This is a genomic window from uncultured Brachyspira sp. (assembly GCF_910578695.1).
Lineage (GTDB): Bacteria > Spirochaetota > Brachyspiria > Brachyspirales > Brachyspiraceae > Brachyspira.
Window position 1 is genome coordinate 31,385 of record NZ_CAJTQJ010000003.1, and the last position, 12,535, is coordinate 43,919.

The window sequence follows — 12,535 nt, forward strand, 5'->3', positions numbered from 1 at the left end:
GATTATATGGGAGCTGTTAAAGTACTTATAGCGGAAAATTCTAAGATGATTAGTTCTATGCTAAATGATGTATTATCTAGTCATTATAGAATAGATGTTATATGTATTGTAAATAATGGTATAGATGCCTATAAGTCTATAGTATCTATGAAGCCTGATTTTGTTGTGATGAATATAGACTTGCCTTTAATGGGCGGAAAAGAACTTTTAAAATTATTAAATAAAGATGATATAAAAGTGAATGTTTTAATTATGAGTTCTTTAGCTCAGAATAAAGATTCATATTCTAAAATTTCAAGTTTAGGCATTTTAGATTTTGTATATAAGCCTAGAAATATTTCGCCTGATTTTATCAAAGAAAATATACTTTCTAAAATATTAGAAATAACTAAAACTGATACTAATATTAAATATGATTCAGATTATAATTCTGCTAATATAAATTTATATATCAATAAAGAATCTTCAGAAGAATATAAAAAAGCAGATATTGATAAATTTGATGAGCATATAAGAGTAATACCTTTTAATCAAAAGGAAGTTGCAGCAGCTTTAAGCAAGTCTTTTAGAAAAGATTTTAAAGCACCTCTTTTGATTGCTATAGGAATATCAACGGGAGGTCCTAGAGCTCTTAGAATAATGCTTCCTAGTTTTCCTAAAGATTTTCCTCTTCCGATACTTATATCTCAGCATATACCTAAAGAGTTTTCATCATCTCTTATTTCTAGTTTGCAGGATATATCCAAAATTAAAATAAAAGAGGCTTCTGTAGATGAAGAGATATTTCCTTCTATAGTATATATATCGCCGGGCAATAAGAATATGGGTGTATATATGGATAGTGCAGGAAGGCTTAGAATAAAATTTTATCCTGATACTGAAAAAAAATTTATTTATACTCCATGCATAGATTATTTATTTAGTACAATTGATGATGTTGTAAAAGATAAGGCGATTGCTATTATAATGACAGGAATGGGAAATGACGGTACTTTGGGTATGAGCAGATTATATAATAATAATAATTTAACTATAGCTCAGGATAAGGCTAGTTCTACTGTATTTGGTATGCCTAGAAGCGTTATAGAAAATAAGGTTGTGCATTTGGTACTGTCGCTTTATGATATTGCTGAATTTTTGATACAATACTTGAGAGGTAAGCTGTAAATGAAAAAGAATTTTGTTTTGATTATTATAATGACTATTTTTATTTTTTCCTGTAATAATAAAAAAGATAATAATACTAGTATTGAATATAGTTTATATGAGTATGAAAGCTATATATCTACATTAATATCAAATAGAGATACTTTAGAGTTTACTTCTAATTTTGTTTTAGATATAGATGATAAGTTTATATCTGCTTTAAGCGAGATGACTTTAATATATGAATTAACTCCTATTAATATTATAGAATCTATAAAAAATAGAGGGGCTATATATCAAAGGATATTTTCTAATAATGATGATGCTCTTTGTAATTATCTTCCTAGAGACGGAGGATATTATGATGTTAGTATTACTTATAAGGTATACAAAGATATTTCTGTAGCTCAAATTGAATATCCGTCTTTTAATGAAATTTCCGAGAACTCTATTGAATTTGTCGCAGTTTATTTAAATAATAAATGGAATTTAATTACTATTAATTTCTTAAATATTTAATTGAAAAATAGGATTTATTGATGAAAAACTTAATGAAAAATTTAATAAAAAAAAAAATTATATTAATTATCATATTAACATTATTGGTATCTTGTTTAGATGATTTAGACAGCAGTAAAAAAAAGTCTTTATTTATTTTTTATGATAATATGAAAAATGATATATTAAATGATAGTATCGATTGGATAGAAAAAAATTCTAATATAGAAAATATAGAAAGTATGAAAAATATTTTATTATATAATAATGATTCTCTTAAAAATTTAATATACTCTTCAAATAAAGAGTTTTCTGTAACTATAAATTATACAATAGGAGACGGTGCTAATCCTTACAGAGGTTATTATATTATTAGAAATACAGAATTTTCTCCAACATATTATTATATTAGGCTTGTAAATAAATCAAATAAATGGGAAATAGAATCTATAGATAAGCTGCCTTTAAAAGATTATAATTAATAATAATGCAAATAATATAATACTTAGGAAAAAATATATGCCTGTATTAAAATCCCCATGTAAAATAAATATTTCTCTTGATATAACTTCAAAAACAGAATATGGTTATCATCTGATAGAGTCTTTATTTCATACTGTTAGCTTATATGATATTATAAATATTGAAAAATCTTCTGAATATAATATCTCAACTAGCGGAAAGTTTGCTTTAGATGATGATAATGAAGAGAATATAATAACAAAGATATTTAAATATTTTAGAAATAGTATGAATCTTTGTCATAACTATAATATACATATAGAGAAAAATATACCCTTAGGTGCAGGGCTTGGGGGAGGCTCTTCTAATGCAGCCTGCATTATAAAATTTTTTTTAGATGAATTGAATATTAATATTAATGATGATTTAATAGAAAAATTTTCAAAATTCGGAGCAGATATTCCTTTTTTTATAAGAGGCGGCTGTGCTTGGGTTTCTGGTATAGGAGAGAAAATAAAGAATTATGATTTTATACTGCCTTATAATATAATATTAATATATCCTAATATTCATATATCTACAAAATCAGCCTACTCAAGATTTACAAAAGATGATTTTAATAAGTCTGATATTTTTTATATAAAGAATATGCTTGATAATAAGAATATTGATTTTGAAAAAATACTTTCAAATACATATAATATATTCGAGAAAAATGTTTTTAATTTAGATAAAAGAATAGAAAATATAAAAATAGAAATAGAAAATATTATAAATAGAAAAGTATCTATGAGCGGTTCAGGTTCTTCTCTTTTTATTTTATATGAACATAATGATGAGAAATTAGAATATGATTTTCAAAAATTAAAATCAAATATTAATGCTGATATTTATAAATTAAGTTTAATTTAATTGTGTTTAATGTTTTTTATGTTATAATTTTTATATATTATATAAATTTTTATTTTATTATATAAAGAGAATAATAAAAATGATAAAGAAAATATTTAGTATATTATTAGTATATGCTTCTGTGTTTTTTGGGGCAGAGAGCATATCTTCAAAACATTCCTTATCAATTTTAGAAACAAGCAGTACAAGGTCAAGGGGTATGATGGGTACTAGCTTTTTAATAGGTAATGATTCATCAGCAGTATTTACAAGTTCTGCATCTTTGATGGGAGTTCTAAGAGACAGTATTAATTTAAATTATACAATTACATCTAGTATGAAAGATGAGTATATATTTAATGCATCTTATGCTCATATAGGAGCTTCTTATGCTTTCGGCATAGGCTTTGCTTCTGAGATTAATAAAATTTATTCTTATGACAGCGTATATGGGATAAAAAAAAATGATATATACAGCGGACTTTATTTGATTAATATAGGAGCTTCTTATGCTATTAATGAATCTTCTTTTATAGGGGCAAATATTAAAAGTGTAGTTAATAATAGCGAAAAGCATAATAATTTCGGATTATTTTTTGATTTATCATATATGCAGTCTATTTTTACGCCTAGTTTTAAACTTGGAGTAGGAATTAAAAATTTCGGATTTTATGATAATGTGTTTGCTAAAATAGATACTGATATAACGGCATCTTTAGCCTATATTAAAAGCGACAATAGTTTTTCTATATCTGCACAATATACTATATCAGTTCCGTCTGTGAGTCATAAAGTGTCTTTGGGTATTGAAGCTATGATTATAGATTTTAATAAGTTAGGATTATTTAAGGAAAAAAAGGCTTGGTATGATGACTTGCCTGAGAGTATATTAGATGCTCCTAGTGCTGTACAGAAAAGACTTGCTCAAAAACTTCCTAGCGGTATTTTAGCAAGGGCTGGTATAGGAAATAAGGGGGCTTCTTTGGGTTTATCTATTTATGTGAAATTGTTTAGATTGGATTATGCTGTAATTTTTGATAATTTTAAAAAAGATAATATTTCGCATGATATAGGTATGAGTTTTATGTTTTAATGAATTATGGCTATTTGTAAACAGAAAATATCTTCTACAGAAAACTGCGATAGAGAAGAATATAAAGACGGATTATGCATTATACATCATAATAGCGATGATAAGCCTGACGGACTTTTCAGACGAATAATAAGAGATGATATTTATAGAGGATATTATAACTTTTCTTATATGATTAGTTATGAAGGGTTTAGCTTTGAGAGTTTAAAAATAGATAAAAATACCAATTTGCTTTTTCAAAACTCTTTATTTTACGGACCTTTTCAAATGAAAAATTTTAATCTATTTTCATCATTAGATTTTACAAATAGTAATTTTGAAAGCGGTTTATTTATCACAATGTCAAATGTATACAAAGAAATCATAATGAAAGATTCTAAAATAAATATTGATTTTGATATGTCATTATCAAATCTGTATTCTATTGATATTGATAATATGAAAGTTAATTGTAATTTTAATATTTCTAATACTGACATAATTGATAAATTAATGCTTAATCATATTCATTTTCAAAATAATTTAAGTTTTCTTAATACAAGTTTGCAAGGAGATGCCGATTTTAAAAATATTATAGTAGAAGGCAATGCTGATTTTAGAAATATGATATTTTATAAGTCATTAAAATTTGAAAATGTAGAAATTAAAGGAAAAACTATACCTGAAGAAATTATTAAAAATGATAATATAGAATTTGTCAATGTTTTAATAAATGGCACTGTTATAGAAAATAATCAAAAAGATAAAAAAGAAAAGGATAAAAAAGAATCTCAATTAGAAAAAATCAAAGAAGCAAAGGATAAAATGTATAAAGAAACATTACTTAATGATAAATATTCCCAAAAAAATAAATCATCAAAGTAAATTTCTTTTATCTTTTAATTCATCTTTTTCTCTTATATCTTTTAATATATCCTTAATTTTAGAATCTTTATTATTAGGATATATTAGAATAACATCATTAGATTTTACTATTGTAATATCATTAATTCCGTCTACAGCTATAAAAGTTTTATTATCATCATTAATTATAATATTACTGCAAGCCTCTTTTGCATATACATTTCCAATTACTACATTATTATTATCATCTTTATCATATATTCTTCCAAGTGCAGAAAAAGCCCCTAAATCGTCCCAAAAAAAACTTGACTTTAGGCATATTATATTATCTAATTTTTCCATTATGCCAAAGTCGAATGATATTTTATTTATAGTATTAAAAATTTCTATTTTTTTATTTTCTTCTTTTATTTTTAAAGTTTCTATGACTTTATCGTATGTATCAGGCATTAATTTTTTTATGGAATTTAAAATATTATTAATAGTCCAAGTAAACATACCGCTGTTCCATAAATAATGTCCGTCCTCTAAAAATCTGCATGCATTTTCATAATTAGGTTTTTCTACAAATCTATCAACATTATATATATTATCTTTAATATTATCTTTTAATTTTATATATCCGTAGCCTGTTTCAGGACGATTAGGATTTATTCCTATAGTGACAATATTATCAGTTTCTTTACTAATATTAATAGAATCATTTATAGTTTTTATAAATATATCTTCATCTTTTATTATAGGGTCTGAAGGCAGTATTGATATTACAGCATCTTCTTTTATTTTTTCTCTTATAGATAAAATGCCTAATGTAATGGCAGCTGCTGTATCTCTTCCTATAGGCTCATATATTATATTTTCTTTATTAAATGACGGTATATATTTATTAAAAGCTTCTTTATATCTTCTTCCTGTTATTATAAAAATATTTTCTTTTGAAGTAATTTTTAAAGCTCTGTCTATTGTATGTTCTATCAGAGATTTATTATCTATTATTTTTAAAAATTGTTTAGGTTTATTTTCTCGGCTTAAAGGCCATAATCTTTCTCCTATACCTCCAGCCATAATAAGTACAACTTTTTTTATATTATACATATTATATATACCCTTTAATACTGCTTAATTTCTAGCTTAATTATACAGAAAAAAAAATAAAAAACAATAATATTTTTATTTATTGATATTGAAAAAAAATAAAAAAAACTTTATTTATCTTTTGCAAAATGCTTAAATATTTTTATTTGACAAAAATTTCATTATGTATTAATCTAATACCCTATAATTTTAGATTTTGAAATTTTGAGAGGCTGAAGGCTGTATGAATAATATTGAGCAATTAATATATGATGATGATGATATGCTGTCGCCTATAGATGCTGCAAAGATAGTAGGAGTTTCTAGGACTACAGTTAATTATTGGATAAGACATTATGGATTAAAAGCCGATGTTACTCCTGGAAAAAGATATAAGATACGATATGCTGATTTAAAGGTATTTTTAGCTTTCAATAAGAAAGAAAAAAGAATGAGATTAAAAAGAAAGCAGTCTAAATACAAATTAGCTATAATTGAACCTATTGAAATTACAAGAAAAAATTATTTTGAATGGCTGAAAGATGATTATGATACTGTATGTGTTTCTAATTTGACAGCACCGCTTAAAGAACTCAAGAAGATTTCTCCTGATATTATACTTATGGATATTAATTTATCAGAAGATAAGGATTATTTTTATTTATTAGATGAGATAAAAAAAGAGGTTTCTCTAAGAACAGCATTAATTATCATTATTACAAAAAGATATAATGAAGATGATGTTGTAAACGGGCTTGAAAAGGGTGCATGCGATTATGTAAAAAAACCTGTAGGTCAAAATGAACTTAAAGCAAGAATAAAAAATTCTATTAGATTTTATGTTGATGTTTGATATTTCTTGTTTGATATTTGCTATAGCATATTTACAGGGTCTATATCTATTTCTATATAATTATCTTTCTGTGCTGTGAAATTATATTTTAATTTATCAAAAAAGTTTTTTAATAGAGAATGAGATGAAGTTTTTATGAGTATATTCCATCTATAATATTTATTTAATTTGTTTATAGCACATGCCGAAGCTCCTAATATTATTATTTTATCTGAGTTATTATAAGTTTCCATTCTAAGCATATCAGCTATTTTATTTGCATCATTTTCTACTTTTTCTTCGTCTAGTCCCCTTATCACTAGCCTTACAAGCCTTGCAAAAGGCGGATAGTTTAGAGGAAATTTCCTATTTTCTATTTCTTTATTATAGAAAGATATATAATCATGATTTTTAGCATACTCTATACTATAGTTATTAGGAGAATAAGTCTGAATATATACAATTCCTTTTTTCTCTCCTCTTCCGCTTCTTCCAGCTACCTGAGTTATTAGATTGAATGTTCTCTCAGCACTTCTGAAATCTGGTATATGGAGAGACATATCTGCCAATAATACCCCAACTAAAGTAACATTAGGAAAATCAAGCCCTTTAGCTATCATTTGAGTGCCTACTAATATATTTATTTCTCCGTCAGAAAATCTTTTGAATATCTTTTCATAATTTTTTGTCCCTCCGACAGTATCCTGATCCATTCGCTCTATTACAGCATTAGGAAAAAGTATTTTTAAATGTTCTTCTACCTTTTCAGTACCGCTTCCTATTTGTTCAAAATGTCCTATTTTACATTCATCGCAAAGTTCATCTAAATATTGAGTATATCCGCAGTAATGGCACATAACAACATTTTTCTTTTTATGATAAGTAAGAGAAACAGAACAATTTGGGCATTCTAAAACTCTTTGACAATATGAACAGCTTACAACAGGTGCATATCCTTTACGGTTAAGAAATAGTATAATCTGTTCTTTTTTTTCTAACTTTTTATTTATTTCCTCTGCCAATTTCTGAGTAATTATAGGAAAAGCATCAGCTCTCTTTTCTTTTTTCAAATCCAATATTTTTACTTCAGGCATATTAACAGATGCTGCTCTTTTATTTAATGTTAGAAGTTCTATTTTTCCTATTGAAGCATAATAATAGCTTTCTATTGACGGTGTGGCACTTCCTAAAAGTAATACAGCATTCTCCTGAGATTTTCTATAAAATGCAACTTGTCTTGCATGATATCTTGGCGTGTCTGCTGACTTATAGCTTGTTTCATGTTCTTCATCTATAACGATTATTCCCAAGTTAGGAGTAGGGGAGAATATTGCACTTCTTGCACCTATAACTATTTTTATCTCATCTTTTTTTATCATCTGCCAATATCTATATTTTGCATTTGGAGATAATTTACTATGAAGAACAGCTACTTTGCCTTCAAATCTTTCAGCGAATCTTTTTATAGTTTGAGGAGTTAAAGATATTTCAGGAAGTATAATTATAGCCTGCTTTCCCATATCTACAGCTTTTTTTATAGCCTGCAAATATACTTCTGTTTTACCGCTTCCTGTAACGCCATGCAGTAAAAAAGTTTTATTATTATTTGATTCTATACTTTCAATGATTTTTTTTACAACATTTTCCTGTTCATCATTCAGCTTCAAATATGGTTTCTGTTTTGCTGAAATAGGCTTAGCTTTTTTTTCTTTTTTAGCAGGAGTGCCTACAGGAAGAGCAGCAAAAAGAGCTTCCCCAAAAGATGAATGATAATAATTACTCATCCATTTAGCTAATTTAAATTCTTTATCGGAACATATAGGTTCAAGATCAATTCTAGCTTTGATAGGATATACTTTATAGTTTCCGTCTATAGTTTCAACTTCTTCTATTACAATACCTTTATTATTTTTTCCTTTAATAGGTGCTATAACCCTGCATCCTATCAAGCTATCACTAATCTCATCTGGTTTTTTGTATGTAAGTATTTTATCTATAGGCAGATTGAAAACAACTTTAACATACATTATTATTACATTTTTTCACGGCGTTTTTTATCTTCATATTTGGACATACAATTCACACATCTTAAAGTATAAGGCAAAGCAGCAAGTCTCTCTTCATTAATCTCTTCTTTACAATCAATACATTTTCCATAACTGCCGTCTTCTATTCTTTTAAGTGCATTATTAAGCATATCTAATTTGTCTTTTTCTTTCTGAGAGAAATTCATCAGATTTTGTTTTTCATAAGCTTGAAATGCTATATCTACCATATCCCCATACGAATCATCTTTAAGTGCTTCATAGGTTTCATTTCCGCTTAGTAAATCATCTAATGTTTTTCTCTTTTCTTCTAATAGTAAATCTTTAAATTTTTTTAACTTCTTAGCAGTCATATAACAAGCCTTTAAGCAGTAGTAATATAATAAATATAATTTAACGTTTTGAGAATTGGAAACGTTTTCTAGCACCTGATCTTCCGTATTTTTTACGCTCAACTACGCGTGAATCTCTGGTAAGAAACCCGTTTCTTTTTAATGTAGTTCTAAAATCCTGACTTTCGCCCACTAAAGCTTTGGCTATTCCATGTCTAACAGCATCAGCCTGTGCTGAAACACCGCCGCCATGAACATTAGCAAATACATCATATTTTCCAAAATTACCTGTTACTTTCAAAGCATCTTCCACCACTTTAAGAAGAGCTGCTCTATTGCAGAAGTATTCAGCATAATTCTTGCCGTTTATCAAAATTTTGCCGCTGCCTAAAGTTATGCGTACTCTGGCATTAGCTGTTTTTCTTTTACCAGTAAAAATAGTTAATTGTTTAGCTGCCATTTTTTATCTCCTAATTATATATTTACTACGGTAGGTTTATTAGCCTCATGCGGATGTTCGCTTCCTGCATATACTTTTAACTTCTTTAGATGAAGTCTTCCCAACGGATTATGAGAAAGCATACCTTTTACAGCTATTTTTACCATTCTTTCAGGATTCTTTTCTAATAATTCGCCATAGCTTACAGCCTTAATTCCGCCCGGATATCCTGTATGTCTATAGTGAATTTTGCCTTTCTTTTTATTTCCTGTTAATAATATATCTTTAGCATTGATGATAATTACATAATCACCATTATCTAAATTGTATGCATAGTCTGCTTTATGTTTGCCTTTAAGCATATAAGCTGCTCTGCTTGCTACTCTTCCTAATGATTTACCTTTAGCATCGATTATTAACCAATTCTGCTTAATATCTTTTTGTGATAAAACATAGGTACTATTTTTTGTTTTTAATGTTTTCTTATCCATAACATATACACCTTGATCTAACTAAAAAATTTGGTAGTTTCATAAAATATTAAAATGTAACGGTGCGTAATTATACCATAAAAATATTGCAAAGTCAAATTTAATTGATGTATTTAATATATTTTTATAAGATTATTTTGATGATAAAAGCAGCAGTTTTGAATAATATTAGAAAGCTGAATATAAAAATCAAGATTTATTAAAAATCTTAAAAAACATTATCAGCATATCGCTTCTTAAAGCGTACACCTGCTTCACTAAATGATGCACTGAAAGGCGTCAAAGTTACGAATAAGTTTTTTATTAGTAAATAAAGAAATAAAAAACTTATAAATAAAATATTCTATATAATTTTAATCGTTTCTTTTGACTTATGTCAAATATATAATTAAGCCATAATAAATTTCCTATATTAAAATATTTTTATTTACTTAAATACTTTTTTTGATATACTAATATATATAATATGAATATTATGCTTTGGAATTATTGAATTAGAGAAAATTTTTTAAAGCTATAAACGAGCAGCTAATAAACAGCAAAGCTGGTTATTAGCTAATTTAAAGCGAGTTTATAGCTAGCAATAATAAAATAAATATAAAAATTATGAGCGTCTGACATTGTTAATAATTGCAGAGTTTATTAAAAATAATAATAAAAAAGCGAGCCGAAGCCATATTCTGACATTGTCAGCATATATTTTGCCAAAGGCACGCTTTGCGGGATAACAATAATAAAAATAATGATTAGTATAATAATACCAGTTTATAATGTTTCAAAATATTTAAGAGTCTGCCTAGACAGTGTAATTAATCAGACATATAAAGATTTAGAAATAATATGCATTAATGACGGCTCAACTGATGATTCTCTTGAAATATTAAAAGAGTATGCAGATAAAGATAGTAGAATAATTTTAATAGATAAAAAAAATGCAGGAGTTTCTGCTGCAAGAAATGACGGAATAGATAAAGCTAAAGGCGAATATTTATTTTGTATTGACAGCGATGATTATATTGATAGTAATTTTATTGAAGTTTTTTATAATAATGCTAAAAATAATGATAGTGATTTAGTGGTATTAAGTACTTTTTGGAGTCTGGACAAAAGAATAAATAAAGATTATCATTCAGCACTTCCAACTTGTTCTATGTTTATAAGAAAGTCTGTATTAGATAATTATAAATATTTGAGATATCCTCTTAATGTTCAGCCCGGAGAAGACGGCATATTTTCTCATAAACTTTTAATGTATACTAAAAATATTAGTTTTGAATATAATACAAATTATCATTATGTAAAAAGAAGAGGACAGGATTCTCAAAGAGCTGTTAAAGAGCCTAAAATATTATTAGAGGCTATACCGAAATGGTTTGAATTATTAGAGGAGTTTTACAGTAAATATAATTTTTGGGAAAGTAAGTCATTATCATTTGCTAAATATATTGAAAGCGAAGCATTTTTAGCATTTAGAACAAAAAATTTTACTTATGATGATGAGAAGGAAATTTTTGATATTATAAAGAATACTTTAAATAAAGCTCTAAATTATATTAATAAAGAAGATTATAATAAATATTTCTCTAAAGAGTTTGTTATTTTTATAGAGTCTGATACAATAAAAGAGTATTACAGCAAGGTTAAATATAAATATAATTATATAAGATTTACATTATTTGGTAAAGATGTATCTGTGCGGTATAGAGAAAATAGATATAAGTATTATAAGAATGATAAAGAATAATATTTAATACAGCAAAATACAAATATTCTATACATATGGATTTATATATTTTATACCGGAAATTGTTACAGTATCTTGAATTTTAGACAGCTTTATATGATTTTCTTTTATTTTTTTAGCCGAATAATTTGAATTTTTGAAAATTCTTTGTTAATCCTAGAATTAATCGGAAAAAGAACTTTAATTTTTTTATCTGTTTTTTCTAATATCATTTTTATTATCGGTATATAATCTGTATCTGAAGATATTATTACAATAGTATCAATATCTTTATTTGTAAGTGCATCATATAATATATTTATAGATAAAGCCGTATCTGTTTCTTTTTCTTCATGTTTTTTTAATTTGAGATTTTTATTACAATTAGGGCAAATATCTGTGACAATTTTTCTTCCAAATCTTCCATTAACTGCTTCTATATTACAATATTTATTTAATATTTCATAAAAAGCCTTATGTCCGTTTATTTTACCTTTTCTTTTATTGCTATTAGATTTATATAATATATAAATGGTAAGGTATAACAGAAAAAACATTATCTTATCAATATAAGTGTTTTTATTAAAAAATAAAGATATTAATTTTCTATAGTCTATACATTTATTTTTATTTGTTAAATTACTATTTTGCGATTCTATTGTATAT

14 protein-coding genes are annotated in these 12,535 nt (G+C 26.0%); 8 read left to right on the top strand and 6 right to left on the bottom strand.

The features are described from left to right. Positions 1–6 precede the first annotated feature (6 nt). The 6 genes from QZ288_RS01430 (at position 7) to QZ288_RS01455 (ending at position 4,954) form a co-directional block, all read left to right on the top strand. Positions 7–1,167, top strand: a complete 1,161-nt coding sequence (locus QZ288_RS01430) for a chemotaxis protein CheB (RefSeq protein WP_295154188.1) — start codon at positions 7–9, stop codon at positions 1,165–1,167. Continuing rightward, positions 1,168–1,665: a hypothetical protein gene (locus QZ288_RS01435; RefSeq protein ID WP_295154190.1), complete on the top strand. Its 498-nt coding sequence runs from the start codon at positions 1,168–1,170 to the stop codon at positions 1,663–1,665. It begins immediately after the preceding gene. A gap of 32 nt (positions 1,666–1,697) precedes the next feature. Continuing rightward, complete coding sequence (locus QZ288_RS01440) at positions 1,698–2,126, top strand: hypothetical protein (protein WP_295154403.1); 429 nt, start codon at positions 1,698–1,700, stop codon at positions 2,124–2,126. A gap of 37 nt (positions 2,127–2,163) precedes the next feature. Continuing rightward, on the top strand, positions 2,164–3,018 hold the full coding sequence (gene ispE, locus QZ288_RS01445) for a 4-(cytidine 5'-diphospho)-2-C-methyl-D-erythritol kinase (protein ID WP_295154192.1): 855 nt from the start codon (positions 2,164–2,166) through the stop codon (positions 3,016–3,018). 79 nt (positions 3,019–3,097) lie between these two features. Then, complete coding sequence (locus QZ288_RS01450) at positions 3,098–4,090, top strand: hypothetical protein (protein ID WP_295154194.1); 993 nt, start codon at positions 3,098–3,100, stop codon at positions 4,088–4,090. 6 nt (positions 4,091–4,096) lie between these two features. Continuing rightward, positions 4,097–4,954: a hypothetical protein gene (locus tag QZ288_RS01455; RefSeq protein WP_295154196.1), complete on the top strand. Its 858-nt coding sequence runs from the start codon at positions 4,097–4,099 to the stop codon at positions 4,952–4,954. Here the strand turns inward: QZ288_RS01455 and QZ288_RS01460 are convergent. Next, positions 4,946–6,019 (bottom strand): sugar phosphate nucleotidyltransferase, encoded by a 1,074-nt coding sequence (locus QZ288_RS01460; protein ID WP_363322963.1) that lies wholly within the window; start codon positions 6,017–6,019, stop codon positions 4,946–4,948. The genes QZ288_RS01455 and QZ288_RS01460 overlap by 9 nt on opposite strands. Positions 6,020–6,251: 232 nt before the next feature. Between QZ288_RS01460 and QZ288_RS01465 the strand changes: the two genes are divergently transcribed. After that, positions 6,252–6,860, top strand: a complete 609-nt coding sequence (locus QZ288_RS01465; RefSeq protein ID WP_295154199.1) for a response regulator — start codon at positions 6,252–6,254, stop codon at positions 6,858–6,860. A gap of 20 nt (positions 6,861–6,880) precedes the next feature. Here the strand turns inward: QZ288_RS01465 and priA are convergent, their stop codons facing one another. From priA to rplM, 4 genes are read right to left on the bottom strand one after another with little or no spacing between them, the layout of a single operon-like run. Continuing rightward, the gene (gene priA, locus QZ288_RS01470; RefSeq protein WP_295154201.1) at positions 6,881–8,866 is read right to left on the bottom strand and encodes a primosomal protein N'; all 1,986 of its coding nucleotides are present in this window, start codon (positions 8,864–8,866) and stop codon (positions 6,881–6,883) included. A gap of 5 nt (positions 8,867–8,871) precedes the next feature. Beyond that, positions 8,872–9,237, bottom strand: coding sequence for a TraR/DksA C4-type zinc finger protein (locus QZ288_RS01475; protein ID WP_295154202.1), 366 nt, complete (start codon positions 9,235–9,237; stop codon positions 8,872–8,874). Positions 9,238–9,277: 40 nt separating this feature from the next. Further along, positions 9,278–9,676: a 30S ribosomal protein S9 gene (rpsI, locus tag QZ288_RS01480; protein WP_008723492.1), complete on the bottom strand. Its 399-nt coding sequence runs from the start codon at positions 9,674–9,676 to the stop codon at positions 9,278–9,280. A gap of 14 nt (positions 9,677–9,690) precedes the next feature. Then, positions 9,691–10,146: a 50S ribosomal protein L13 gene (rplM, locus tag QZ288_RS01485; RefSeq protein ID WP_295154213.1), complete on the bottom strand. Its 456-nt coding sequence runs from the start codon at positions 10,144–10,146 to the stop codon at positions 9,691–9,693. A 742-nt stretch (positions 10,147–10,888) separates the two neighbouring features. Between rplM and QZ288_RS01490 the strand changes: the two genes are divergently transcribed. Beyond that, a complete protein-coding gene (locus QZ288_RS01490) occupies positions 10,889–11,890 on the top strand; it encodes a glycosyltransferase family A protein (protein WP_295154215.1) in 1,002 nt (333 codons plus the stop codon). Positions 11,891–11,997: 107 nt separating this feature from the next. Here the strand turns inward: QZ288_RS01490 and QZ288_RS01495 are convergent, their stop codons facing one another. Beyond that, positions 11,998–12,426: an NYN domain-containing protein gene (locus QZ288_RS01495; RefSeq protein ID WP_363322998.1), complete on the bottom strand. Its 429-nt coding sequence runs from the start codon at positions 12,424–12,426 to the stop codon at positions 11,998–12,000. Between the last annotated feature and the right edge of the window lie 109 nt (positions 12,427–12,535).